This window comes from Mesobacillus jeotgali, assembly GCF_031759225.1.
GTDB lineage: Bacteria > Bacillota > Bacilli > Bacillales > Cytobacillaceae > Mesobacillus > Mesobacillus jeotgali_B.
On record NZ_CP134494.1, the window covers coordinates 2587558 to 2612357 of the forward strand.

A 24800-nucleotide genomic window follows, 5' to 3' on the forward strand; every position below is an offset into this window, starting at 1 on the left:
CTGCTAAGCCAATCCAACTGGTAAAAAGCAAGACAGGTTGTTTGTAATCTCCCCACCGACACGGTAGCCAAGCGCTGAAGCTTTACCATTCACCAGAAAACTTCCAGTAAGGATGTGTCCAATTTGCTTCCCTTTTTCTGAATTATATGTAACAGTCGGCAGTTCTATATATTGTTGGAATATGGATGGAACATCATTGTAGTTTTTATGTTGTTCTTCCATTAACAATTTGCCAGTGGAGCTAAATATTTGGACGGTATCTCCTTCTCTTCCGAATATCGGCTTTTTTACATAAGGTGCCTGCTTATCGTAAAAGGGCTCTGCTTCCAAGTAGGTTGGCAGGAAATAGTCCTCTATCCATTTATGCTCTTCGTTTGTGAAAAAAGCATCTTTACTTTCATGCAAACCCCAGATTACCGCCTGGACAGCTTTATTCTGCAATAAAAAAGCAGAGGGTGGATTGATTATGGCCAATTTCTTTGTCTTTACAAGCTCTAGCAGCCAAAGTCCAATTTTATTTCCTTGTTCGTCTTCATCCGTTATCAGCCCTTCGATTGGGAATGTTTGTCGGTAGAGGATATCGATTCTTCGCCCTTTTTCATCAAAGAGTCCATTCCCTGGTAAGATCCTTAGTTTATCCAGAGCAATGAACCTTGAAGGTAAACCATATAGCTCCTGTAAATATAAAACGGTATTTCGATCTTCGATATTGTCTTCATGAGCAGTGAACACAATGTATGGCTCTGTCTCATTAAGCCATTTGGTTGAGGCAGCGACAGCAGCCCTAACAGCTCTCGCCAATTGCACTTCCATTCCTTCGTTAGGATTTCCGAACCCAAACTGATTAGCTACAGTTCCATTTACACTAAATAATTCTTTAATAAAAGTTGGCGTATCAGAATTAATCTCGATACACTTATATGTATTTTCAGCTTTTATAAGGTCGAGCCTTGCGATGACACTTTCCATATTCATTGTCTTTAGCCGTATAAAGTCAAGCGTATCACCCGGATACCCCAGTTCTCTTAAGGTATCCAGGTCTACATTCCTCAGAAGATCAGCCACTTTAAAATAAATCTTTCCGATCCGCTCTGTGCATATCCTGATGCTTTCAGCTTCCTTTTGATCAATTGTTGTTAGATCAAACAAAGCATATTCCTCTCCATATAGATCTGGCCAGAAATTCTTGATTCCACTATAGAACTGTTCTCTCTTTTTCTTGTAGTTTTTCATGGAATGGCCTCCTATTCCATGTCGTTTTCCTCAATTGCTTTCACATAAAGCACGTAAACTCCCCTATCTTCATCCACTTCGGTAGAAGTCACAGCCATCTGACCTGAGTCAGGGACATCAATGATATCCTTCAATAGATAGCGAATTACATCTAAGTGAGTCCGGCAAGGAATTGCCTTAATCAACCGATAATTTTCACTTTCCCTGTGCCTGCGGAATTCCACATGAATTCCTTTTCCCCGATAGTTCTTTTCATCAAGGACGGAATTGTTCTTTCCCCGCTCTTCAAGCACCAGAATTTCTTCATCACCAGCCATCTCATTGGACACAAGCTCATACTGAGTCCCTTTAATAATAAAATAAGTGCATAGCTGTCGGGCATAAAATTCATCCATCCCGACATTTGGAATCGAATATTCATAAAATGGTTCATAATTGCCTTTTCCATCATGAATGAAGTAAGTCAGCTTTTTCATTAATGCTTATTCCTCCTAGTAAGAAAGGCTCTTTGCAACGATCCAGCCTACAGCAAGGGAAAGTGAGAAGAGAATGACACCGACAGAACGGTTGTCTTCCTCGATTGCCTTTTGCAGGCTATATCTGACCGTAACAACCTCAGCAACAAAGAAAACAATGATTTGTGTAAAAATTCCTATTGATCCCCAAATAGCCATATCAAGGAGGGAAATCGAATATTCCGCAGCTGCGCCAAGAACGATTGCAAGGCCCAACATCTTCCCGCCAAGTGAAAGAGCAGCTGTAATATTTCTTTTGCCAATCAGTTCAAATTCCTTGATTTTGGGTGTAGCCAGCACGAATAAGCCTACCCCAGCGGTTAGCAATACCAATCCAAGTCCTAAATAAGCGGCAAAGCTTACATATAAATTCGTCATTTTTTCTCTCCCTTAACCGCCAGTAGTGCTTCTTGATCCGCTTCCGAATCCTGAACTGCCCTTTGGCGAAGTATTTTTATAATTACTGTCCAGTCTTGCACCTTTGAATGCCGAGCTCTGCTTGTATTTCATATAGTCATTGCTCTTGTAGAGTAATGATCGGTTTGCAAAGAACATCCCTGCGAAAAAGTAATGCCCGAAATACGGGGAATTGTTATCATCACATTCCCAAACACCATCTTCATTGTCCCATTCCCAGTCTGAACAATCGGTTCCTTCCGGTACTGGAGGAATTTCTTCTGCCTGCTCGGAGCTCCAATCTTCCCCCTCACTGCCAGAAGAATCCTGATCCCAATCCCGGTCCGGAATAGCCTGAGGGTTGTTGTTGCATCCTACCAGTCCCATCATCAAAGCTGTCGCTGATATACCAGCCATCACCTTTTTGGTTTTACCCATTTCTATCACCTCTTTCTGATTGACGTATTTATTTACGGAAGACCTGGGAAAAAGTTTCAAGTTCTTCCCCAAATAATTTCCTATCTTTTATTGTAACACTTTAGATTGGTGAAAATGTTATATTCTAAACGGTATGGCTCTTCATTTTATTCGCTTAATACCCTTGCAGGAAGTTGTGTAAATGTATTATTCCCCATTAAAAAATTCCTCGTAATTAAATTCCTTTATTTCCGTACTGCCTAATGCTATTTTTGCTAAAATAATCTCAAATAGGCATAACCCTGCCAACATCATAATTCCTGTTAACATAATGAACACTCCTTTGTGATATGTTTGTAATCACAATAATTCATGGAACGCGTTTCAGGTCAAGAAAAAATAATCGCGAGGTTTATACATGGCTAATATCCGAGAAATTGCCCGAAAGGCTGGAGTATCTGTTACCACTGTATCCCGGGTGTTGAATAATCATCCATATGTAAGTCCAGCTAAACGGGAGGCGGTTTTAAAAACTATAAAGGAACTGGATTACAGTCCAAATATTAATGCTGTCCATTTATCCCGTGGTAAGACAAATATGGTTGGAGTTGTATTGCCCACGATTAACCATCCATATTTCTCTGAACTACTTGAAGGTCTTGCTAAAGAAGCAATCAAGCATAATATCCAGCTTGTTCTTTTCCAAACAGGATATCAACAAGAAAAGGAATTCGAGGCGTTGGAACAACTGCGAGGCCACCTTATTGATGGAGTTATTTTTACTTCACGTGCCATTCCCTTTAACTTACTCTTGAAGTATAAAGATGATGGTCCTATTGTGTTATGTGAAGATTCGGATCAAGATGAATTCCCGTCTATTTCAATCAAGCACGAGGATGCATTCAACCTGGGGCTGGAATACTTGATATCTATGGGGCATGACAGAATTGCCATCTGTTTAGGAAGGCTTGAAGGAGCAAACAGCCAGAAACGCCAAAAGACATATCATCAAAAGATGGAGATAATTGGCCACCTGGTACACGATGAGTGGGTCATTGGTGATTGTTTAGTTATTCAGGATGGTAAGAGGGTGATGGACCGATATTTAAAAATGGAAGAAAAGCCTACAGCCTTTCTGGTGGGTAATGACCAGGTTTCAGCAGGAATGATTACCGAAGCAACAAAATATGGACTAGCGGTACCCGGAGATGTGGCCGTATTGAGCTTTGATAACCATCCAATCTCTGAAATCATGGCGATAACGACAATTGACATACCCACTAATCAATTAGGTTCCTATGCCTTTAGAGCATTTATCAAGCGTTCAGAAAACAGTAAGTACGCAGAAAAGATCACCCTGCCGTTTAAATTGATTAAGAGGAAATCTGTGTAGAAGAACAAAAAGCGCAAGCGCCTTGGTCAGCCCCGACAAGCGTTGGAGGGCCGACCGGTGAAGTTGTTCTTTGACTTCATTGGGCGGAACGAAATCGAAAAGCGGAGGCGACTGCCAACTTCGACAACCGTTGGAGGGCCTGGCTGTGAAGTCGGTCTTTGACTTCATTGGCAGGACCGAAACGTCTCAAGGAGTTAGGAGCCGCAGCTAGACAAGCGTCTCGAGGGGCTAGGCGCTGGAGCTGGATTAAAATACCCATAATGGAGTTATCGACACAATAATACTTCTATAATTTCCTATAGAATGACAAAAACCTGCCGTTCACAACGGCAGGTTAATTTATTTTGCTTTTTCGATCTATAGGATTTATTGTATCGTCTGTCATGTAATAATCATGTGAGTCCATCAGCATATCTTCCAATGCCTTAGTTACTCTACTGGCATCATAACCACAAACGGTTATTAGATTTGCGGACTGAAGAATTTGATCGGCTTCTTTTTCATAATTCCCAAGAGTCTGGTAAATTTCCTCTTGTTCTCTCCATTCAACATGAGCCCATGTCTGAACAGGAATATTGTTTTCCAAAAAGGGCGCAAGCATGTTATCTAAATAACTAAGGATCGTATCCTTATTAAAGTTGCCGCGATAGCAGTAAAATTCATAATTATTAATTGTATGAATCATTTTCTGTTGTTCTTCATCTAGCTCCGATTTGATTCTTTTCTGTAGTTCAGGCAAAATACGGTCATTTTCAATAATCATCACATGGTTGCCGAGCCCGATTGCCGCAGTAAGATAGACTATAAGATTATCAACATATTTCTCTTCGTTTTCGAATGAATAAAAAATATGGGCTCCCGTTTCTTTTACACTGGAAATCAGGTCCTGGATTTTTTTTTGCATTGTATCAGTCTCCTCAGGGAATTCAAGGGAAACAAACAATGAATTCGCATATTCAAAATATACCCTTAATAATAACATACTTCTGGCCATTAATCGATTAAACACCTTTATAACGATATAAAGTACCTCGTATCAGCTTTATGACCCATATTTGCAATGAAGCTTTTTGGCTGAAATATGCCACCCTTTTTCATGGGCAATTAAAAAAGTCACCGAAGGCTGATATCTCCCATTCGGTGAGTTTAGGCTTATTCCAGAATAAAAGGCTTGAGTTTGCTTGCTTTCGAGTTCAACTTACTTAAAGCTTCACTGTATTCCGCTTCTAATTGGCCAATGATTTCCGACGCGGTTTGAATTTTCTCGATGGCCCCAACTCCCTGCCCTGCAGACCAAATATCTTTCCAGGCTTTCGCACTTGTCTCTCTTTGCATTGAATCAAAATTCACACTATCCTTTTTCTGGAGGGTTTCTGGATCCAGTCCTGCCCTGACAATGCTTGGCTTTAGCATATTCGCTTTCACGCCAGAAAAAGCGTCGGTAAGGAGAAGGTCTTCCTGAGTAGCATCAACCACCATTTGTCTGTATTCATCGCTGGCCATACTTTCTTTGGCGACAATGAATCTTGTCCCCATATAAGCAAGATCAGCACCTGCTGCCTGGGCAGCAAGCACAGCTTTTCCAGTAGTGACCGATCCTGCCAGCACAATGATTCCATCCCAGAATGTCCTTACAGAATCTACAAAAGCAAAGCTATTCAGTTCCCCTGCATGGCCCCCTGCTCCGTTAGCCACTAAAATGAGGCCGTCTACTCCTGTCTCTGCTGCTTTCTTGGCGAACTTCACATCACTGACATCCGAGAATACAAGGCCTCCATATTCATGTACAATGTCTACCACTTTCTTTGGACTGCCCAGTGAAGTAATAACAAGCTGAGGCTTATGCTTTTTTAATAACTCAAGTTCTTCTTCAAGCCTGCTGTAAGTACTATGTACCACCATATTCATAGCCCAAGGTGCTACTTTTCGTTCTGGATCTTGTTTCTTTGCTTCTGCTAATTCGTCGTTCAACCTGCCCATCCATTCATCAAGAACTTCTATTGGCCGGGCATTAGGCGCCGGAAATGATCCTATCACACCACTTTTACAGCAAGCGCTTACCAAATCAGGACCTGAAACAAGGAACATTGGTGCAGCTATAGCAGGAACGGATAAATTTTCCCACCAGCTTTCTGGAATTTTCTTAATCATACTATCATCCTTTCTTCATTTCTAAATTTTCTGAATATAACTATATCATAGTTTAACAGAGTGGATATTTCAATCAGGAGGAAGATTTTATTATTCTAAAAAAGAATCCCCCACATTAATGCGAAGGATCTTTACGGTATTTCTGCTTCATTTTTTTCAAACTTTCAAGTGTACGGCTGAAAAACCTTTCATTTCTATCTTGAGGTTCCTTTAAATAACTGCGCCAAATAAATTGACTAACTTCTTCAATCAGCAGCAATATCATGATCGGCAGCAGCAAGAGCCAAACCCAAGTCCACATATTTCAGGCTCCTTTCGAATGGATACATTATCCTATTCAGTTCCTTACCTCAAAATGTGTGAATGCTAAACATTAACTGCTCTTAAACTGCGGTCCATTTTAATAGGAGCTGATCAACATTTATACCTACGTTATTTTTTTGCTCTCTTTTCAAATCTTTCAGATAGATCCTCACGGTGGATGTAGATGATCGCTAATACAAGGACGCCGGCAATTAAAATAGGCAGGAGCTGTACGCCCAGGAAATAAAAACAGATTGGAAGCAAAACAAATGAACCCAGTCCAGCAAATGTGAAACTTTTTAAAACTGGATATAGCAATATAAAACCAATAACGAGGATGAGGGCTGACAAGGGTTCAAAAGCGATCATACCACCGATAAATGTAGAAATCCCCATGCCTCCTTTGAAGTTTAAGGTTATCGGCTTAACGTGGCCGAGAATGGCAAACCCTAATCCAACCAAGAATAATTCGGGTGATAAATTTAAATATTCACCAATCAAGACCACAAGCGCCCCTTTTAGTGCATCACCAAGAAAAGTAAAGACGAATGACACTTTTCCATGTACCCTGCCGGCATTCCTTGCCCCAACATTGCCACTTCCCTCAACTCTTATATCTTTTTTCCCAAGTATCTTCACCACGAAATAACCGGCCATCAAGCTGCCAAGAAGATACGAAATGAGAAGATAGCAAATAATAGTCATGGCTACACAACCTGTCCTTACAATATTAATAAAGTTTATTCGGTGTTAGTCCAACAAATTCCTTTATAAATTCCTCATTAAAAATCCCGGCCTTTAAAGACCGGGATTTTTCTAAGCTGATTTGGCACTTCACTCAAAAAGAAATTTGACTTCTGCATTCCTTATGCTTTTTGGACCGCCACATTGTTACTGTTGAAGTATCGTTTTTTCATGTAAATATAGAATAGTAAAAATACCGCTCCGGAGACCAACCGTAAAATTGATGCGAGATTCATAGCTGTATGGATTGAACTTAATTGGAGCAAGTATACTCCTACTTGCGGTGCGATAAAGCCAATAATCGCTAAAAGGATATTGTATTGAGCTATGAAGCTTCCGCGGTTTTGCTCCTTCGTCACTTCAAGAAGCTGATTAAATAACAGAAGCACTGTTCCCGAAACAAACAGACCAGAAGAAAAATTGACGAAGGTTAGATAATACATATTGGTTGAAAGTATCGTAAGGAATGGCGCTGATGCCATCCCAACAGCTGTTATCGCCAGCATTTTAGCATTGCTGTGCTTGTCAGCCATTCTTCCCCACCATTTGAAGCTGATGATTTGGCCTACCTGATTCGCCACTGTAATGATACTGATCCAAAAACCCGTCATATGCGCCACTTTAATGTTATAGATATTGAACAAAGGCCAGGCTAACTGCCAGGCGAAGTTGAAAAACAACCCGCAGATCAAGAAGTAAATGAATGGTTTATGCTGGTATGCATCCCAGCCAAAATTAAACCGTTTCTTGTCTGTTACAATATCTTTCTTCGGCTCTATATGTCTATTTAAATAGAAAATTTCCATAATCCCAAATAGAAATGCGAGAATGAAAAGTATTTGATATGGCAGCGGATTAGTTTTATCAAACCATTGCAGCCCGATTCCAATTAGCAATGTCGTAACCATACCAGCAATGGTCAGGATCCTGTTCCTCTCACTGAAGAAACCGCTTCTGCGGCTGTCTGAAATGAGATCCCCGATAAATGACTGCCAGCTAAGCATCGCGAATGATCCGGGAAGATTCATTAAACCAATGAGCAAAACAAACGCCCAGGCCCTGTACTCTTCCGGCAAATATATGACAAAGAACATTCCAAGCAAAAATAAACGAGTGAACAAAATCGAGAGACTGGTGAACCTCTTTTTTTCCTGAAGCCTGCCCATGATCACTGTGCCGAGAATCATGGCGAACATGCCGACAATTTGGGGCAGAGAACTGATTAAACCAATTTGATAATTCGTAGCACCAAGGACCCCAATGGCAAACAAGGCAAAGTAGTTATTGCTCATACTCATAACAACCGTAGAAGCCACACCGTTTATAATGCTATTCTTTTCATTCCTCTTTGTTATTTGTGAAGGACTTTCCATGCATTCCCTCTTCTTTCGAATGATTCAAATTATTTTGGATACCGAAATATCCACCTAATTTTACTCCTTCTGGTTTTTGCTGGCAATAAGTTTTTTATTGGAAATAAAAACAAAAATCTTCTGTATATTTCACTTATTCGCATGGTATTTATTAAAGGGTACCTTTCTATGCGCTCTGGCTATGATTCATATTTTTTTAAATAACACGCTGGGACGTTATTGTTGATTATTCATGTAGGTAAGAGAATTCATAAGTGGAGAATTTCCGGTTATTGTCAATAGAGACCCTTTTTGAGGCGGAAATAAGCGGAGATATTCCGTTTAATTGCAATAAATAAGCCAAACTAGAATGATTTTGATTGAATAAACGGAAAAACGACCCTTATTTTTAAGGAAATAAGGACCGTTACCAATTTAGGCGGAATTTTTCCGTTTATTCCTCAAATATTGCCAACTCAAAATTTAGTTATTACAGAGCAAAAAAAAGGAGCACCAGGCTCCTTTTCATTTCATTAAACGTTCCTTAAAACCAATTTCAATCTGTTGTTACGCTCGCTTCTTTCCTCTTCTGTCACCAGATCATACTTTTTCAGCATATGGAATACTTCATTCAGAATGTCCTGAGTATGCTCTTCTTCAAAAAATTGATTGAACATAGGGTGAAATTCTTCCGGCAGGAATTCTTTTTGTGACTCGTATTTCTTCTGGACGTCTTCTCTACTGTGGTCGATTTTACATTCTCCCATATTGATCCCTCCTTATATGTATATCATTAGAATACCAGACTCTCTTTGACTTTACCCAATACTTTTGCTATTATCCCTTCTAATGCAAAGGAATACACTCCTCGAAACGTTTGAGATCCTTTTGATGCAGTGGATATTGTTTCCATCAGTACCCTTATACCGCTTACCCGCTCCTCATAAGGGTACCGTTCTTTCCCATAGATACCCTTATAACGCTTATCGGCTCTTCATAAGGGTACCGTTCTACCCCATAGATACCCTTATAACGCTTATCCGCTCTTCATAAGGGTACCGTTCTATCCCATAGATACCCTTACACAGCTTAACCACTCTTCATAAGGGTACTTATCTCAATCGTTGGGTGCCTCACATTATAGAACTCGTTTCTAATTTCATTCTTTAGGCCATGGACGACTAATGCGCCTTCAATTTACCCGAAGTGCAATGTGAGAGAGAGCATGGATATCAAGCCAATGATAAAGGAATACGTTGGGAATTTAACATGATGATCCTCCTGGCTTTCTGGTATCAATTCTTTATAGATAACAAATAGCATTGCCCCAGCGGCAAAACTCAAGCCATAGGGAACGAGACCATCCACTTCAGATGCAAGGAAGTATCCAATTGCTGCTGTTACTATTTCAACAGCCCCAGTAAAAGTAGCGATCAATAGGGCCTTCATTCTGGTCATTTCCTGATGGATTAAATAAAGCCCAACCAGGAATCCTTCCGGTGCATTTTGCAGGCCAATTGCAAAAGCAATGATTGCACCCAGATTACCTTCTCCGGTTCCATAACTTACCCCGACTGACAGTCCTTCAGGCAAGTTATGCAATGTGATGGCTGTAATGATGACCAATGTTTTTCGATCGACACCTGATAAAAATTTTAAATCACTAGTATCCAGGTCTTCTGTCTTCGAATTGATAAAATTCAGAATAAATGTACCTAATAACATACCGAAGGATAAGACCCAAATATTTGATGCTTTCATAGCTTCTGGTATCAAACTGAAGGTAGTCGCCGCCATCATAATCCCCGATGCATATCCGAGAAGCAATGACTTTAACCTTGATGAGACATTATTTAGAAATAAAACTGGGATCGCTCCTAGACCTGTTGCCATCGCCGAGATGACAATTCCCAAAAAAGCCTCTGCCATAATTTCCACATAGCCTCCTATAATATAAAAGTAAAATACCTTTCCCTTTATATAAGGAATCTACACATGGAAAAAATTATCGTTTGTCATTCACGGTGCTGCCAATTCAACTTTCATACGATCAGGACCTTCAAAGAATACCGCATAGTGGTCTGATCCTCCTGCAAAAGGATGTCGATCTTGATAAAGGATAATATGGTTTCTTTCCTTTAATTTTTCCGTCATTTGGTCAACTTTTTCTCGAGATTCTGCACAAAAGGCGAGATGATTCAACCCGACCCGGGACCGGTGATATCCTGCATCAATAAACTTTTCATGAGTTTGAACAAAAACCAAATAAGTGTCCATCGAGTTTTGGGGCTGGTTCTTAAGTGAATTGAACTATGAAGTATATCAAAAATGGGATATGGGTATCAGCTGGAAGTTTGAACTTTTTTTATATCGCTTAATTGATTTCTATATGGTGCAGCATTTTTCTTATCCTCCTGTACGAACCTGTATTGTATTTTGAATCCTGAGAAGGGCAACACTAGAATAAAATAATAAAGGAAGTTATGTTATGTATCTTGCTATTGTAGTAGCGGTCCTTCTGGTGCTTGCTTATTTTTTTGTGGATTGGAACCGATGGAAGGATTTCTATCCAACGATTCAATTTTATATAATGTGCAATTTATTGTATAACTTCATATTCTTCAATCATACTTTATGGGCATATAATCCAAGTACATCATGGCTGAATCACTCAATCATTGATTTAACCTTCAGTTTGATCATTATCCCAATCATTTTAATGATTTATCTTAAATACATTCCTAAAGCCTTTAAGAATGCGTTGTTCTATATATTAGCATGGGTAGCTAATTTTACTGTCACTGAATACTTTTTTCAAAGAGCCGGTTTGTTCATTTATGAAAATGGTTGGGGCATCTTTAATTCAGCATTCTTTAATGTCATTATGTTCTCCGTCCTCGGCCTCCATTTTAAAAGACCTTTACATGCCATATTGCTATCAATCCCAATTATAGCAATTTTACTTTTTTTCCATCATCCTTCATTCGGCGACTTGAAGTAATCAATCTACCTGAAGCAAATTGCTTCTGTTTTGATTCCGGACATGCATTGCTAATATAATAGAAAGAGGTTGTCAGCATCATTGATGATTGCATGCTCTGATCAATGATTTATCATTGATAGCTGGCCAAGATTACAGTTTACGGGAGAATTTATGATACGTACAATTTCCGTTAGTCCTTCAGGTGATATTCAAACAGGTCAAAGCCTTGAGTCATTGGTATCAAACCCTGGTAATTGGTACTGGATTGATTTCAATGAACCTACAGATGAAGAGATCCAATTATTGAACTCTCCGCTACAATTTCACCCCTTATCCATTGAAGACTGTATCCATACACTTCAAAGGCCTAAGCTGGACTATTATGATGACTATCACTTTTTTGTTTTTCAGGCATTGCATGGAGAGTCTATGCAGAAAGAGGAGGTTGATCTATTCCTAGGACACAACTATATCGTAACGTACCATAGTGTCAGTACGAGTGAAGTGGATGAAGTCTGGAGGAGATTAGAGCACGCAAAGGTGCCTGGTGAGTGGAACCCTTCTATTGTTCTTTATCATATTTTAGATAAGATAGTCGACAATTATTTTCCTCACGTCTACCGCATTGAAGATTTATTGAATGAAATAGATGAGAATTCAGCCGACCGGTCGATGGAGGATCTGCTTGAAGATTTATTCGATACAAGACATGAATTGCTCTCATTGAGGCATACTATCACTCCAATGAGAGATTTAGTGTACAGGATGATAAATTCCCACCGCTTATCTGGAGTCCTGGAACAAAAAGAATATTTTGCGGATATCCATGACCATTTATTGAGGTTAGCCGAAAAAGTAGAGGCGAGTCGTGAATTGACAACAGACATCCGGGACGCCTATTTATCGATGAATTCACATGAAACGAACCGAGTGATGAAAGTACTTACAGTCATAACAACCATTTTCATGCCGCTGACCTTCATCGCTGGGGTATATGGAATGAATTTCGAGAATATGCCTGAACTCTCCTGGCAATATGGTTACTTCGGAGCATTGTTCGCCATGTTTGCTATCGGAGTGACCATGTTCTTCTGGTTCAGGAAAAAGGGCTGGTTCAAGTAAGAATTCCGCATCAACCCAAACAAAAAACCATTGAAGTTGATATTATCCCCTTTAAGTAGACATTCAAAAAAACCTCCATGGTACCATGGAGGTAAGAATGGATACTTGGAGGGGATTTTTCTATGGCTAAGAAAGGACAACAGTTTCAACGTTATACAAATGAATTCAAACAGAAAGCAGTATTAACATACGTTAATGGATCTAAAAGTTATAAGGTAGTGGCCGAAGAGTTAGGGATCCGCAATTGTACACAGCTTAAAGTATGGGTAAAGAAGTGGATGAACGGACAGTCATTTGATGAGCGGCGTGGAGTATCAAACCCTTTAAAAGGAAGGCCACGTACTAACTTTAAAACGGTGGAAGAAGAAAGAGATTATTTGAAGGCACAGGTAGAATACTTAAAAAAGCAGTATCCAAATCTGGTAAAGGAGGAGAAGACATCACCCGTCAGGCAAAATATGAAATCATTGAAGGGTTAAGGGGGAAATACCCTGTCACCTGGTTAATGGAAATCGCCAGAATCAAGCGTGCCTCTTACTATAAGTGGAAAGCAACTCTGCCACAACGCGAGGAAAGGTTCAAACAAGAACAGGATGTACGAGAACATATAATGGCCATTCATTTTATTCATCCAGAGTTCGGGCGTCCTCGAATAACAGATTGGTTAAAGGAAAGTGACTTTTTGATCAACCATAAAAAAGTGTACAGGTTGATGAAGGAGATGGGCATACAGTCGGTGATCCGGAAGAAAAGGAAACGCCATGGCCATACACCTTCAGTTATATGTCCAAATCGCCTAAAGAGAAATTTCAAAGCGGTGGGTCCAAATCAGAAAATGGCAACAGATATCACATATGTTTCTGACGGCAAAGAGTTTTATTACCTGTCGGTCATTCAAGATCTATTCAACAATGAAATCGTGGCATGGCAAATATCCAAACGAAATGATTTAGAACTCGTATTAAAAACTGTTGATGAATGGACAAATAAAAAGGACGTAGCTGGAGCCGTTCTCCATTCGGATCAAGGCTTCCAGTATACGTCCAAGACATACAACAATAGGTTAGAGACATTCGGCGTCAAGGGCAGCCACTCTCGCAAAGGAAACTGCCTTGATAACGCATGCGTAGAATCATTCTTCTCACATCTCAAATCCGAAAAGTTGTATATAGCACAGTGTAAATCAGAAGAGGAAATACGGCAAGCAATCGAAGAATTCATCTATCATTACAATTACAAACGGACTCAAAAGAAATTAAAGAAACGCGCGCCGATTGAGTATCGACACGCGTTAGCTGCGTAGCTTTTTTGTCTTGTCTACTTGACGGGGTCATGACCAAGTTGAATGCTTCAATGGTTTTTTTCCTTTTGCTCTTCTTCTTCCTGCAAAGTTAAAAAATCCTCAACAAGGCATTTACTGCTTATGAACATTCCTGATAGGAAAGATGCAATGGTAACCGTGAAAGGAAAATAAAAATACGCTATCATTGAAGTGGCAATCGTCCACACTAGCCAGAAATATTTTTCATAATCAGCCATTTACCTCTTCCGCCTTCCAGTAAATCTGGCTGATCGCCTCTGCTAACGCTGCTATTGTATTCTTTAATTCCTTCATATTGTTGTCAACACCGCCGACCTCAACTACTAACGTATTTGCATGCAAATCTTGATTATAAATTCCATCAACTCCGATTCCCTTTTTTGGCAAGACTCCCTTGCTAATACCTGGATATTCCTTATTCAGGATTTTATGAAGCTCGTTTGCAAACTTCAGGTTCTTCTGGAAGTTCTTATTTTCTTCGCCTATTACAAAAACTAATCTGGCATAAGGCTCATTATTGATCGTTGTTGTGGTCGAATCCTTCCTGACAGAATCCCGATGAAGATCAATAAAATATTCTAATTCCTTGTTGCCAGCCATCGCCTCTTGAACCAATGAACGTGAAATCTCATATGACTTATGTGTCAGCCAGCCTTTCTTGTCTAATTCCTGGCCAATATTAGTCTTATCCACGCTGGCCCCAATCCCTCGCTTTTCCAATTCCTGTCCGAGCAAATCACCAACAATGGTGATGTTCGTCTTGCCATCAACAGCTTCATTTTCATTCTCGGCACCCTCTAGCCCAAGCAAAGGCAGGTATGATTCCCAACTGTGAGTATGATAAATGAATACCGATTTTTCTGTTGGGGAAGCACCGTTGTAAATTTTGCCGTTGTTCAGCTCCTTCAATTCTTTTGCTGCCATATCCCTTTCTTGCAGCAGAACTTCCATTGGGGGTGCAGATTCGATCGGAATATCCGTGAAATCTACACCTTCATCCGCAATAAGGAAGTTAGAATCGAATGCCATAAACCCCGGTATTTCAGTCCTGACCAGACTCCTAATATCATTCATTTCAATATTTGTAAGCAATTTAAAGCCTGTAGAAAATATAGGTAAATCAGCATTGGATCCTGTCAATGCATGTCCGATTAAAGGGTTTTCGTAACTTATGATTCTTAAGAAAACCTCTGCTCCAATATCTCCGTTCACCTTGAATTTAAAAATGCTGATGTTTGAGGACGATATAAAACCGGCTATTAGGAAAAAGCTGAACGTGCAAACAACTATAATTAAAGCAGATAACATCTTCCTATAAAAATTGACGAATATTCCAGCCATTCAATCACCCTTTTGCATGTGATATCAATTTAAAATACCATCTCTGTTAATTCATAAATATGTATAAATGAAATTTTTAGACTAAAAAACGCCCGGACAGGTGTCCGGACGCTCCGTTAGAAGTATTTCTTTTTCCAGAAAATGAATGCAGTTAATCCTGCCAATAAAACAGCCATACCGATTGCGAGGAAAAATGCATAGGGATAGTGCTGAAATGGTAGATCAACGTTCATACCGTAGAAACTTGCCACCATCGTCGGAAACGATAGAATGATGGTAATTGATGTTAAGAATTTCATCACCATATTAAGGTTATTAGAAATAATAGAGGCAAACGCATCCATCATTCCGCTTAAAATCGAACTGTATGTCTCAGCCATTTCAATAGCCTGGGTATTTTCAATGATGACATCCTCCAACAAATCCTTGTCCTCTTCGTACATTTTCAAATAATTGAATCGCATGATTTTGGCAAGTACGACTTTATTTGATTTAAGTGAGGTCGTGAAGTAAACCAAGCTTTTTTCTAATGCGAGGAATGCATACAATTCCTTGTTTTTCATTGACTGATGCAGCTCGCGCTCAATCTCATTCGTCTTTTTATTGATTTGTTTCAGGTACCGCAAATAGTAGATCGAAATCACGTATAGGATTTGCAGGGCAAATCTCGTTTTTTTAAAAGTATAAAATTCCTTGACTCTGTTTGATTTGAATTCATTCAATACAGGTGTCTCTTTCAAGGAAACAGTTATGATACAGTACGGAGTTTGAATGATCCCGACAGGAATAGTTTCATAGATTGGGAAGCCAGATTCATCATGCGTGATATAGGGATAGTCAACAATTATATAGACCATTCCATCTTCCTTTTCAATCCTTGGACGCTCTTCATCATCAAGGGCATCCTTAATAAAATCCACTGCTACTCCAGTTTCATTCGCTACTCTTAGTATTTCATCCTCAGAAGGATGAACCATATTAACCCAGCAGCCTTTTGAGATTTCTTCCACACATAGTAAATGTCTTTCTTCACTGCTTTTATAGATTTCAAGCATTTGATCAACCTCCTCTTCTATTATTGAGGAAGCCAACTACCTTTACTCAGAGTTGATAGTCTTGCAGCATTCAATTGTATCAAATCTAATAAATCATCGACTTCCCCGAACCTATCGGGATCAGGTTCTTTTGAATGACCCAAAGATACCAACTCCTTTCTGTTTTTCATCTCTTCCATCTTACTCCTGACTTGCTAAAACCACAATGGGAACTTTAAATATTCCAGTTGACAAAATACCTATTAGGGTATATAGTAAGAATCGTGATATTAAATACCCAACAAGGTATAAATAAGGAGGAAAATTTGCATGTTAAAAATGATCACCAAATCAATCATTGCTTTTGCGATGATTTTATCTCTAGTCGCTGTTGGCAGTCCACAGCAAAAAGCCCAAGCTGCTACTACTTCCGCTGATGTTCTGGTAACAGTAGGACAAATGGGTGCGGATTCTTATTCTCAAACCTTAGATGGAGTACTTTACACAGTTAACCAAATTGGTTTCATGGCCGACAGAATTCTATGGACTCAGGAACAAATTGGCTTCATGGCTGACAGAATTGTGTACGTAACAGAGTTTTCTCAGGATAACACTGTTAAAGTGATCTACATGGCAACAGCTTTATGGCCAACTGGCACGAAGGATGGCGGATACACTTATAAGGTATCTCTTATGCCGGTTGCCATGCTACCAGCTGGCTGGTAAATGCAAATGCAATGTAAAAAGGCGAACTCAGGGTTCGTCTTTTTACTCCCCCTTTAAAAACACTTCTTTTGCCCTATAATAATTTAATTTACAAATATATCCAATTTATCGATACATTTACACTATCTTTCCCAGTTACATTCGAATCCTTAATAATCCCATTGTTATAGTCCTCACTACTTACTAATTCTAACCTCTCACTCTTCTATTTATTCTTAAAAATACTAGATTTTCTAAATTGAGAAATATTCTAAAAGTTTAATTATAATAGGCACGTAAACTAGTAATTTAGAGGGGGAAATGAAAATGAATAATAACTTCAAAAAGAAATTGATTCCATTTGCTGTCGTATCAACGCTCGCCATTGGAGGCCTTTCAGGAGCTTTCACTGCTGACGCTAAGGAATCGCCTAAACAGAATAATGCTAAAATCAAAAACGTCATTTTTATGATTGGTGACGGAATGGGAGTATCCTATACCTCCGCTTACCGCTACTTAAAAGACGACCCGAACACTAAACTTGCTGAAGGAACTGAATTCGACAAATACCTTGTTGGCCAGCAGTCAACTTATGCAGAAGATCCTGAACAAAATATTACTGATTCTGCTTCCTCGGCCACTGCAATGTCTGCTGGTGTTAAAACATATAATGCGGCTATCGGTGTCGATAACGATAAATCCGATGTAAAAACAGTACTTGAATCCGCAAAAGAACAAGGGAAAGCGACCGGGCTCGTTGCTACCTCTGAAATCACCCACGCAACTCCTGCTTCTTTCGGAGCACATGATGAGAGCCGCAGAAACATGAATGCAATCGCAGAGGACTACTACGATGATTTAATTAACGGTGAACACAAGGTTGATGTCCTTCTTGGAGGAGGCACTGATCTCTTTGTTCAAGAAGACCGTAACCTAATTGAAGAATTCCAACACGATGGCTATAGCTTCGCTTCTACAAAAGAACAGCTGGCAAGCGATAATAATGAGAAAATACTTGGATTGTTTGCCCCTCGTGGACTTCCAAAAATGATTGACCGTACAGAGGATATTCCCTCTCTTGAAGAAATGACTAAGTCGGCAATTGAAAGATTGAACAAAGATAAAGACGGCTTCTTCCTGATGGTTGAAGGCAGCCAGATCGACTGGTCAGGTCACGATAATGATATCGTGGGTGCGATGAGTGAAATGGAAGACTACGAAAAAGCATTCAAGGCAGCGATTGATTTTGCCAAAAAGGATAAGCATACTCTTGTAATTGCTACTGCTGACCACTCAACTGGCGGCTATTCAATTGGGGCTGACGGAATTTACAACTGGTTCCCAGAACCAATTAAAGCCGCCAAACGCACACCAGACTTCATGGCAGCTGAAATTGCCGATGGTGCAGATATCGAAGAAACGCTTTCCAACTATATTGATTTAGAGTTGACTTCTGAAGAAATAGATTCAGTCAAAGCTGCTGCTCAAGGGGATGTAACAGAAATCGATAATGCTATTGAAGAAATCTTCAACAAGCGTTCACATACAGGCTGGACAACCAGCGGCCATACGGGTGAGGACGTTAACGTTTATGCATTTGGCCCAACACGTGAAGCTCTGTCCGGCAAGATTGAAAATACCGACCTTGCTAAACATGTATTCAGCATCCTGCAAAACGGGAATAAAGAAATTGTTATTGAAGATAAATAAGGAAATCACTGCTCCCGCTGTCCCTCAGGCAGCGGGAAGTCTGTTTATCAACTACTGGAAGGTGCGAAATGAGAAAGTTAATTTTTGTGGTACTCTTACTATCTTTGCTTATTGGGTGCAATATCGATGAATACTCCAACTCTTCAAAGATAGAAAAAGAACAACCGATTCAGAAAGACCGAAACGAAGTTACTCCCTCGCCTAGGAAGTCAATGAATGATTATGCACCTAACCCTCAGGTTACTGATGATCGAACATTGTTGAGTGCCGGTGAAACATTCAGGGATGAAAAAGGGGCCGCCAAACTACTTGCCTACACTAAATTAGATAAGGGCCTTACTGCAGGACCCATTGAAATGGTCCTAAAGGAAGCCAAAATTATTGATTACACTCCTGACTATAGCTTAATAGACTTTTACCACAGTTATACTCATGAAGAGCAATTTACGTTTCTGAAAATCTTTGTGGAAATAGAAAACAAGTCAAACGAAATACTGAATTTCGCTCCAGTTTCCCATATACAATCTGATACTGGTGAAGAAAAAACTTGGGCAGAGGATATATACTTAGAGGAACTGAATGGAGCAATTCGCCCTGGTGAAAAGAAAGCAGGAAATATTGGTTTTATCGTTGAGAACTCTGATATCAACTCTATCCAGGTTACAACCAGCAAAGTTCTCAATCAAGATGAAAAGGAAACCTTTGAAGAACAAACAGTGGATTTCAAATTTTAATTAATGTTTGGGAGGCATGGATGAATTCATGCCTTTTGTTATTTACTACCCTTCCTAAGAGAATCAGCATTTATTCTAAAAGTTTCATTTGTCCGCCTCCGATTGAAAGAATACATCCGTCAGTTTTGATGTATGTTGAACATTTATACCTAGCTCGCCACATTCCCTCAAATTAAAGCCTTTCTGTCATTCCGTTACTGAGTGCGCTTCTTGTCCAGGAATTTAGCATGCATCCATAACTCTAAGGCTCTCTGATACTGGGTGAACGGCTTCAACTTTCCTGAAATACAGCAAATCATATATAATGGAATTTAAATTAGGAATCTAACCTGATTTTTTGCACTTAAAGCTTCATTTATAAAAGGAGAAATGATATGCATTTACTTCAACGATTTTGGGAGGCTGTTGTCCGATTCTGGAAACGGCGTCACCTGACGCAAATCTTGTTATTAATCTTATTGGTTTTCATATTGTTATCGATTCTTTGGTTTGCTTTTATCGCCAGCAGAGCAAATGTGCAGACACTGAAGGATGGATTGAGCCAGGCTACCACGATTTATGATCGCAATGGTGAGGAAGCAAGCAAGCTTGCTACGAACCGGACCGGTGGAGTGTCAATCAAAGATATGCCAGAGCATGTTCCGAATGCCGTCATCGCTATTGAGGATGAACGGTTTTACGAACATAACGGATTCGATATAAAAGGGATCGCCCGTGCTTTCTTCGGAAACCTATTAGCAGGAGGCATTACTGGCGGTGGGAGTACTCTAACTCAGCAGCTGACCAAAAACGCTTTGTTATCATCTGAGCGGACATACAAACGTAAAGTGGAAGAATTATTTTTGGCAGTGGAGCTCGAGAAAGAGTATGAAAAGGATGAAATCATAGAAATGTACCTGAACCAGGTGTATTTCGGAAGTGGCGCCTTTGGCATCAACAATGCCAGCAAGAAATATTTCGCCAAAAATATTCAGGAAGTCACCATAAGTGAGGCCGCACTGCTTGCCGGCCTGCTTAAAGCACCGTCTGCCCTGGATCCCTACAATAATTACGAAGCTGCTATCAAACGCAGGGATGTCGTTCTTTCTAAAATGAACGAACTAGGAATGATTACAGATTCCGAATATAAACAGGCCAAGTCTGAAAAGATCGTATTGGAAGATGGAGGCGGTTCGCTCGCAGACCGAAAATATCCTTCTTATGTCGATGCAGTTTTAGACGAAGCTACAAGTAAATATGGTCTTACCCAGGATGAAATCATGACCAGAGGCTATCGCATCTATACTGAACTTGATCAGGATATACAAGCAGGACTGGAAAATGTATATCAACAAGACCACCTATTCCCTGATCGATCCAGAGATGTTTTGGTTCAGAGTGGTTCTGTACTGCTAGATCCAGCTAATGGAGGCGTACGTGCACTGAGTGGAGGCCGCGGTGAAAAAGTCTTCCGTGGATTCAACCGCGCTACCCACCTAAGGGCTCAGCCAGGATCGACAATGAAACCTCTGGCCGTTTATACACCTGCGCTTGAAGAAGGTTATGAATATGATTCGATGCTTGTCGACGAGAAGATGTCATTTAAAAATTACAGTCCAAAGAACTTCTCAGACACTTACCAAGGAGAAGTTCCCATGTATGAGGCCGTGGAAAAGTCCATTAACATACCTGCTGTTTGGCTTTTAAATGAGATCGGCTTGAATAAAGGGATCGATGCTGTAAGAAGATTTGGCATCAAAGTCGAAAAAGAGGACCAGAACCTGGCACTCGCATTGGGTGGTATGCATAATGGTGTTTCTCCATTGCGAATGGCAGAAGCATACTCTGTCTTCCCTAATGGCGGGAAGAAGCATGATGCCCATTTGATTACGAAAATTGTCGGGCCGACAGGTAAAGTGATTGCAGAGCATAAAGGCACGTCAACACGTGTTACTTCTAAATCAGTGGCTAATGAAATGACGTCCATGCTATTGAATGTTGTAGAAACAGGGACTGGAAAAGGGACAAATATTGAAGGTGTTGAGATTGCAGGCAAGACCGGCTCTACACAGCTCCCTTATGCAGATATTAATGGAACGAAGGATCAATGGTTTGTTGGCTATACACCGAACATTGTGGGAGCTGTATGGCTGGGATATGATAAAACGGACCGCGACCATTATTTATCCAGCAGCAGCTCAAAAGATGTAGTCCCTCTATTCAGGGCAATCATGGAAGAAACAGTGCCCCATATCGAGCAGGAGGATTTCAAGGTACGATCTGTCAACGAACGGAAGTCTGGTGCCGCAGTTGATTATGAAGAAACAGAAAAAGCTATCAAGGAAAAAGCAAATGAATTGGAGCAAGAATTAAAAGAGCGTGCTGGCAAGGTTGAAGAAAAACTGAAAGAAGAAGCGCCAAAGTGGAAAAAAGTATTTGACCAGATGCAGGAAGATGCCGGAAAGGTCGGCAACAAAGTAATTGACAAGCTTAGAGAGTGGCAAGGACAATAATTAAAAAACGAGCAGCCTGAATTGGCTGCTCGTTTTGTTATGGTATATTAAGAAATTACATCTTATGAGCAGGCCTGATTAGTATTGGGACAAAATTTCGGGCATTCGACTCAGTCTTGTCCGAACCTGGCATTACTTCGGATAAAGTTACGGGCAATCGCTGCAATTTTGTCTGAACCTGGTACTACTTCAGACAAAATTTCGGGCATTCGCCTCAGTTGGAAACAGTTTGCCTCAACCAATTAGTTAAAATACCTTTGAATAAATACAAGTATCCCTTAATTCACCGTCAACGGAAAGGGAATCATTCTTTAATATTCCATCGAGAGCAAGTCCAAGTCTTTCGGGGATCGCTTTGCTTTTGGTATTCAATGAATCACATCTTATCTCGATCCTCCGGGCTTTAAGTTCCCGGACGGCAAAATCAGTGATTCCCTGGACAGCCTCTGTCATATACCCTTTTCCACTAAAACGGGTGTCAATCCAATAACCGATTTCAAATTTTGGGACGTCCCAATCTATTCTATGCAGACCGGACGACGCTACAAATTCTCCGGTATCTTTTTTAAATACAAGGAGCCTCAGGTCTGACCGGTTCAAAAAGTTAATGTAGCCTTGCCTGATCACGATCTCTGTTTCTTCAACGCTTTGTTCTTTTTGGGCAAATGGCATCCATGGTTTAAGTTCTTTTAAAGATGCATTGATTGATTCGCAAGTTACAGCTCCGTCACCAGGCAGCGGCATCCTGATTAATAGACGGTCTGTTTCAAATTCGGATGGAAAATCCAACAAAACAGGATTCACCTTCACCTCTCCCCTTTCATCTACCATTTAAAAAGAGCGGTCACAAGACCGCTCTTTACTTTATTCTGCTTAAATGCTGATATCCCTCTTTTGGAAAAAGAAAAAGGTGAGCATCATAAATATTGCGTAATATACAGCCAGTATGGAGAGCGATACCGGTAATGTTATATCTTCAAGGATTCGATCCTGTAATGCGTAGACCGTCAAATCCAGATGTGGGAAAATCAAGAATTTTGCCCATGTGTATTTGTCAGCTAGCATCAGGATGATACCTCCAAGCGTTGAGGAAAAGAAGAGAACGAAAATCCCTATTCCAACCGCCAGAGCCTGGCTTTTAAATAAGGTTGACAGCATAAATGCTATCGTCATGACGATAAGCAAACTTGGAATGAAGTAAAGCATTTTTAACATGAATTGTGTACCGACAATAGCAACCTTTCTTCCTTCAAGTGTGATTTCAAATATCTTCATATTAAAATCACCACTGCCAAATAAGATCAACCCAATGATAAACCCGGATACAATCAGTGTTAGAACCAACAATAATGCATAAATGATGACAGCTATGTACTTTGAGAGCAGGATTCGCCATCTTTGATGCGGACGAATCAATAGCTGCTTGATTGTTCCATCAGAAAATTCTGCTGCGACATTGGCACTGCCGACAACCACCACAAACAAGGTGACAAGTGAGCTGACACCTACAACCACGTCATTCATGAAGTGCCAGTTTGTTTTTTCATTTGGGTTTATATCTTGATCAAGAAATTGCTGTGTCTGTTCAATTTGGTTCTGAATCATTTTCTTCTCATCATCAGAGGCGGCGGCTTCCATCTGATTTTCAAGCATTGTAATCTCCGCCTGGGTGTCCTGTCTCCAATTCGGATTTGGATCCGCACTGAACTTCATATAAATAATTCCGGCAATTAAAACTGCCATCACGATAATGACCATATATATCCAGCTAGCCATTTTGCCGAATATCTTCATCAGTTCATTTTGAATTAAAGGAATCATACCATCTGCTCCTTTTTGTCTTTATTGGTGATTTCCAGGAATCGATCTTCCAGTGTAGCTTTCACATTTAATATTTCGTAAACATCGATATCATTTTGAACAAACAGCTTGTTGATCATTGGAATTTGTTCTTTGCGGGCTGATAAGGTCATTCGATTGCCTTTACTTGATGTTACTTTTACATCAGTCATTTGTTCTTCCAGAAGCTTGGAAGCAAGACCAGGATTCGAAAGTTCCATTTCTATCGTTTTTACATCTATGGTTTCTGATGTTTCATGCTCATGCATAGAAGAAATATGTATTAATTTTCCCTTTTCGATGATGGCAAATCGATCGCACATGAGCTGCATTTCTGACAATAAATGAGAAGAAACTAAAACAGATGTCCCCTGGCTTGCGAGTAAGCGCAAGTAATCCCTGAACTCACGAATACCCTGAGGGTCAAGTCCATTAGTAGGTTCATCCAGAATTAGAATTGAGGGCTTATGTAAAATCGCTTGTGCCACTCCCAGGCGCTGCCGCATTCCCAATGAATAAGTGCGGACTTTATCATGGATTGCATTTTCAAGTCCTACCAACTTGGTCACTTCGTTTAGCCGCTCTTCCGTAATTTCACTTAAAGCCATACGAGCATAATGCCTGAGGTTTTTGTATCCACTAAGGTATTTGTAGAATTCAGGATTTTCAACAATGGCCCCTAATTCATTCATTGCTTCTGTAAAAGAATCATCCAAATCATGTCCATTTACAAGGACAGTTCCTCCAGTACGATTGATCAGGCTGACAATCATCCGGATAATGGTTGTTTTGCCGGCACCATTAGGACCAAGCAGACCGAATATTTCTCCCCGTTCCACTTGAAAACTTACGTCATCAACGATTGTTTTTTTACCAATCGTCTTAGTCAGCTCCTTTACCTCGAGGGCAAATTGCGACATAGAATCTCCTCATTTCCTAAAAAATTATATAAAGTGGCTTCACAAAGAATAATACGATGAAAATTGTAAAAAGTTACAAAAAAAGCAAAAAAAGA

At 40.1% G+C, this 24800-nt stretch carries 26 protein-coding genes and 1 pseudogene; 8 read left to right on the forward strand and 19 right to left on the reverse strand.

Features of this window, described 5'->3' with window-relative positions; all coding sequences use genetic code 11:
- Positions 1-3: 3 nt before the first annotated feature.
- From RH061_RS12905 to RH061_RS12925, 5 genes are all read right to left on the reverse strand, one after another.
- On the reverse strand, positions 4-1233 hold the full coding sequence (locus tag RH061_RS12905) for a glutathionylspermidine synthase family protein (RefSeq protein WP_311070705.1): 1230 nt from the start codon (positions 1231-1233) through the stop codon (positions 4-6).
- Positions 1234-1244: 11 nt separating this feature from the next.
- A complete protein-coding gene (locus RH061_RS12910) occupies positions 1245-1709 on the reverse strand; it encodes an RNA helicase (protein ID WP_311070707.1) in 465 nt (154 codons plus the stop codon).
- Between the two features lie 15 nt (positions 1710-1724).
- Positions 1725-2126 carry a DUF350 domain-containing protein gene (locus RH061_RS12915; protein WP_311070708.1) on the reverse strand — a complete coding sequence of 134 codons (402 nt, stop codon included), beginning with the start codon at positions 2124-2126 and terminating at the stop codon, positions 1725-1727.
- A 12-nt stretch (positions 2127-2138) separates the two neighbouring features.
- Positions 2139-2582, reverse strand: a complete 444-nt coding sequence (locus RH061_RS12920; RefSeq protein ID WP_311070709.1) for an aminotransferase yhxA — start codon at positions 2580-2582, stop codon at positions 2139-2141.
- A 186-nt stretch (positions 2583-2768) separates the two neighbouring features.
- Positions 2769-2891, reverse strand: a complete 123-nt coding sequence (locus RH061_RS12925; protein WP_311070710.1) for a hypothetical protein — start codon at positions 2889-2891, stop codon at positions 2769-2771.
- An 88-nt stretch (positions 2892-2979) separates the two neighbouring features.
- Here RH061_RS12925 and RH061_RS12930 point away from each other — a divergent pair, with 88 nt between their 5' ends.
- Positions 2980-3954 (forward strand): LacI family DNA-binding transcriptional regulator, encoded by a 975-nt coding sequence (locus RH061_RS12930; RefSeq protein WP_311070711.1) that lies wholly within the window; start codon positions 2980-2982, stop codon positions 3952-3954.
- 334 nt (positions 3955-4288) lie between these two features.
- Here RH061_RS12930 and RH061_RS12935 read toward each other — a convergent pair whose 3' ends face one another.
- The 8 genes and pseudogenes from RH061_RS12935 to RH061_RS12970 form a co-directional block, all read right to left on the reverse strand.
- The gene (locus RH061_RS12935) at positions 4289-4858 is read right to left on the reverse strand and encodes an MEDS domain-containing protein (protein ID WP_311070712.1); all 570 of its coding nucleotides are present in this window, start codon (positions 4856-4858) and stop codon (positions 4289-4291) included.
- Positions 4859-5106: 248 nt separating this feature from the next.
- Positions 5107-6105 carry an NAD(P)H-dependent flavin oxidoreductase gene (locus RH061_RS12940; RefSeq protein WP_311070713.1) on the reverse strand — a complete coding sequence of 333 codons (999 nt, stop codon included), beginning with the start codon at positions 6103-6105 and terminating at the stop codon, positions 5107-5109.
- 115 nt (positions 6106-6220) lie between these two features.
- On the reverse strand, positions 6221-6406 hold the full coding sequence (locus tag RH061_RS12945) for a hypothetical protein (RefSeq protein WP_311070714.1): 186 nt from the start codon (positions 6404-6406) through the stop codon (positions 6221-6223).
- A gap of 131 nt (positions 6407-6537) precedes the next feature.
- Positions 6538-7113 (reverse strand): glycerol-3-phosphate acyltransferase, encoded by a 576-nt coding sequence (locus RH061_RS12950; RefSeq protein WP_311070715.1) that lies wholly within the window; start codon positions 7111-7113, stop codon positions 6538-6540.
- A 161-nt stretch (positions 7114-7274) separates the two neighbouring features.
- Positions 7275-8525 carry an MFS transporter gene (locus RH061_RS12955; RefSeq protein ID WP_311070717.1) on the reverse strand — a complete coding sequence of 417 codons (1251 nt, stop codon included), beginning with the start codon at positions 8523-8525 and terminating at the stop codon, positions 7275-7277.
- Between the two features lie 512 nt (positions 8526-9037).
- Positions 9038-9271 (reverse strand): hypothetical protein, encoded by a 234-nt coding sequence (locus RH061_RS12960; protein WP_311070719.1) that lies wholly within the window; start codon positions 9269-9271, stop codon positions 9038-9040.
- 430 nt (positions 9272-9701) lie between these two features.
- Positions 9702-10433: a ZIP family metal transporter gene (locus RH061_RS12965; protein ID WP_311076393.1), complete on the reverse strand. Its 732-nt coding sequence runs from the start codon at positions 10431-10433 to the stop codon at positions 9702-9704.
- Positions 10434-10523: 90 nt separating this feature from the next.
- Positions 10524-10772: pseudogene (locus RH061_RS12970) on the reverse strand (VOC family protein); the annotation flags it as partial.
- Between the two features lie 220 nt (positions 10773-10992).
- Here RH061_RS12970 and RH061_RS12975 point away from each other — a divergent pair.
- The 3 genes from RH061_RS12975 (at position 10993) to RH061_RS12985 (ending at position 13912) form a co-directional block, all read left to right on the forward strand.
- Positions 10993-11505, forward strand: coding sequence for a CBO0543 family protein (locus RH061_RS12975; RefSeq protein ID WP_311070721.1), 513 nt, complete (start codon positions 10993-10995; stop codon positions 11503-11505).
- Positions 11506-11658: 153 nt separating this feature from the next.
- A complete protein-coding gene (gene corA / locus RH061_RS12980) occupies positions 11659-12609 on the forward strand; it encodes a magnesium/cobalt transporter CorA (RefSeq protein WP_311070723.1) in 951 nt (316 codons plus the stop codon).
- A gap of 122 nt (positions 12610-12731) precedes the next feature.
- Positions 12732-13912 (forward strand): IS3 family transposase gene (locus tag RH061_RS12985; RefSeq protein WP_311070725.1). Its coding sequence is split into 2 segments (ribosomal slippage): positions 12732-13020 and positions 13020-13912, totalling 1182 coding nucleotides; the frame shifts between segments, so codons are not numbered across the junction.
- Positions 13913-13959: 47 nt separating this feature from the next.
- Here the strand turns inward: RH061_RS12985 and RH061_RS12990 are convergent.
- From RH061_RS12990 to RH061_RS13000, 3 genes are all read right to left on the reverse strand, one after another.
- A complete protein-coding gene (locus RH061_RS12990) occupies positions 13960-14148 on the reverse strand; it encodes a hypothetical protein (RefSeq protein WP_311070727.1) in 189 nt (62 codons plus the stop codon).
- Positions 14141-15271 carry a stage II sporulation protein P gene (spoIIP, locus tag RH061_RS12995; protein ID WP_311070729.1) on the reverse strand — a complete coding sequence of 377 codons (1131 nt, stop codon included), beginning with the start codon at positions 15269-15271 and terminating at the stop codon, positions 14141-14143. Before spoIIP ends, RH061_RS12990 begins: the two co-directional genes overlap by 8 nt.
- Positions 15272-15387: 116 nt before the next feature.
- Positions 15388-16326, reverse strand: coding sequence for a magnesium transporter CorA family protein (locus RH061_RS13000; protein ID WP_311070730.1), 939 nt, complete (start codon positions 16324-16326; stop codon positions 15388-15390).
- A gap of 309 nt (positions 16327-16635) precedes the next feature.
- Here RH061_RS13000 and RH061_RS13005 point away from each other — a divergent pair, with 309 nt between their 5' ends.
- The 4 genes from RH061_RS13005 to RH061_RS13020 all read left to right on the forward strand — a co-directional run bounded on the left by RH061_RS13005 (position 16636) and on the right by RH061_RS13020 (position 21946).
- Positions 16636-17031, forward strand: a complete 396-nt coding sequence (locus RH061_RS13005) for a hypothetical protein (protein ID WP_311070732.1) — start codon at positions 16636-16638, stop codon at positions 17029-17031.
- 306 nt (positions 17032-17337) lie between these two features.
- Positions 17338-18720 carry an alkaline phosphatase gene (locus tag RH061_RS13010; RefSeq protein ID WP_311070734.1) on the forward strand — a complete coding sequence of 461 codons (1383 nt, stop codon included), beginning with the start codon at positions 17338-17340 and terminating at the stop codon, positions 18718-18720.
- Positions 18721-18788: 68 nt separating this feature from the next.
- Positions 18789-19454 carry a DUF4352 domain-containing protein gene (locus RH061_RS13015; RefSeq protein ID WP_311070735.1) on the forward strand — a complete coding sequence of 222 codons (666 nt, stop codon included), beginning with the start codon at positions 18789-18791 and terminating at the stop codon, positions 19452-19454.
- A gap of 374 nt (positions 19455-19828) precedes the next feature.
- On the forward strand, positions 19829-21946 hold the full coding sequence (locus tag RH061_RS13020) for a transglycosylase domain-containing protein (protein WP_311070737.1): 2118 nt from the start codon (positions 19829-19831) through the stop codon (positions 21944-21946).
- Positions 21947-22192: 246 nt separating this feature from the next.
- Here RH061_RS13020 and RH061_RS13025 read toward each other — a convergent pair whose 3' ends face one another.
- The 3 genes from RH061_RS13025 to RH061_RS13035 form a co-directional block, all read right to left on the reverse strand.
- The gene (locus RH061_RS13025; protein WP_311070738.1) at positions 22193-22750 is read right to left on the reverse strand and encodes a GNAT family N-acetyltransferase; all 558 of its coding nucleotides are present in this window, start codon (positions 22748-22750) and stop codon (positions 22193-22195) included.
- A 69-nt stretch (positions 22751-22819) separates the two neighbouring features.
- Positions 22820-23767 (reverse strand): ABC transporter permease, encoded by a 948-nt coding sequence (locus RH061_RS13030; RefSeq protein WP_311070740.1) that lies wholly within the window; start codon positions 23765-23767, stop codon positions 22820-22822.
- Positions 23764-24705: an ABC transporter ATP-binding protein gene (locus RH061_RS13035; RefSeq protein ID WP_311070742.1), complete on the reverse strand. Its 942-nt coding sequence runs from the start codon at positions 24703-24705 to the stop codon at positions 23764-23766. Before RH061_RS13035 ends, RH061_RS13030 begins: the two co-directional genes overlap by 4 nt.
- Between the last annotated feature and the right edge of the window lie 95 nt (positions 24706-24800).

Excerpts from the sequence above, each read along its gene's own strand:
- RH061_RS12905 (WP_311070705.1), bottom strand. The coding sequence starts at position 1,233 with ATGAAAAACTACAAGAAAAAGAGAGAACAGTTCTATAGTGGAATCAAG.
- RH061_RS12910 (WP_311070707.1), bottom strand. The coding sequence starts at position 1,709 with ATGAAAAAGCTGACTTACTTCATTCATGATGGAAAAGGCAATTATGAA.
- RH061_RS12915 (WP_311070708.1), bottom strand. The coding sequence starts at position 2,126 with ATGACGAATTTATATGTAAGCTTTGCCGCTTATTTAGGACTTGGATTG.
- RH061_RS12920 (WP_311070709.1), bottom strand. The coding sequence starts at position 2,582 with ATGGGTAAAACCAAAAAGGTGATGGCTGGTATATCAGCGACAGCTTTG.
- RH061_RS12925 (WP_311070710.1), bottom strand. The coding sequence starts at position 2,891 with ATGTTAACAGGAATTATGATGTTGGCAGGGTTATGCCTATTTGAGATT.
- RH061_RS12930 (WP_311070711.1), top strand. The coding sequence starts at position 2,980 with ATGGCTAATATCCGAGAAATTGCCCGAAAGGCTGGAGTATCTGTTACC.
- RH061_RS12935 (WP_311070712.1), bottom strand. The coding sequence starts at position 4,858 with ATGCAAAAAAAAATCCAGGACCTGATTTCCAGTGTAAAAGAAACGGGA.
- RH061_RS12940 (WP_311070713.1), bottom strand. The coding sequence starts at position 6,105 with ATGATTAAGAAAATTCCAGAAAGCTGGTGGGAAAATTTATCCGTTCCT.
- RH061_RS12945 (WP_311070714.1), bottom strand. The coding sequence starts at position 6,406 with ATGTGGACTTGGGTTTGGCTCTTGCTGCTGCCGATCATGATATTGCTG.
- RH061_RS12950 (WP_311070715.1), bottom strand. The coding sequence starts at position 7,113 with ATGACTATTATTTGCTATCTTCTCATTTCGTATCTTCTTGGCAGCTTG.
- RH061_RS12955 (WP_311070717.1), bottom strand. The coding sequence starts at position 8,525 with ATGGAAAGTCCTTCACAAATAACAAAGAGGAATGAAAAGAATAGCATT.
- RH061_RS12960 (WP_311070719.1), bottom strand. The coding sequence starts at position 9,271 with ATGGGAGAATGTAAAATCGACCACAGTAGAGAAGACGTCCAGAAGAAA.
- RH061_RS12965 (WP_311076393.1), bottom strand. The coding sequence starts at position 10,433 with ATGGCAGAGGCTTTTTTGGGAATTGTCATCTCGGCGATGGCAACAGGT.
- RH061_RS12975 (WP_311070721.1), top strand. The coding sequence starts at position 10,993 with ATGTATCTTGCTATTGTAGTAGCGGTCCTTCTGGTGCTTGCTTATTTT.
- corA (WP_311070723.1), top strand. The coding sequence starts at position 11,659 with ATGATACGTACAATTTCCGTTAGTCCTTCAGGTGATATTCAAACAGGT.
- RH061_RS12990 (WP_311070727.1), bottom strand. The coding sequence starts at position 14,148 with ATGGCTGATTATGAAAAATATTTCTGGCTAGTGTGGACGATTGCCACT.
- spoIIP (WP_311070729.1), bottom strand. The coding sequence starts at position 15,271 with ATGGCTGGAATATTCGTCAATTTTTATAGGAAGATGTTATCTGCTTTA.
- RH061_RS13000 (WP_311070730.1), bottom strand. The coding sequence starts at position 16,326 with ATGCTTGAAATCTATAAAAGCAGTGAAGAAAGACATTTACTATGTGTG.
- RH061_RS13005 (WP_311070732.1), top strand. The coding sequence starts at position 16,636 with ATGTTAAAAATGATCACCAAATCAATCATTGCTTTTGCGATGATTTTA.
- RH061_RS13010 (WP_311070734.1), top strand. The coding sequence starts at position 17,338 with ATGAATAATAACTTCAAAAAGAAATTGATTCCATTTGCTGTCGTATCA.
- RH061_RS13015 (WP_311070735.1), top strand. The coding sequence starts at position 18,789 with ATGAGAAAGTTAATTTTTGTGGTACTCTTACTATCTTTGCTTATTGGG.
- RH061_RS13020 (WP_311070737.1), top strand. The coding sequence starts at position 19,829 with ATGCATTTACTTCAACGATTTTGGGAGGCTGTTGTCCGATTCTGGAAA.
- RH061_RS13030 (WP_311070740.1), bottom strand. The coding sequence starts at position 23,767 with ATGATTCCTTTAATTCAAAATGAACTGATGAAGATATTCGGCAAAATG.
- RH061_RS13035 (WP_311070742.1), bottom strand. The coding sequence starts at position 24,705 with ATGTCGCAATTTGCCCTCGAGGTAAAGGAGCTGACTAAGACGATTGGT.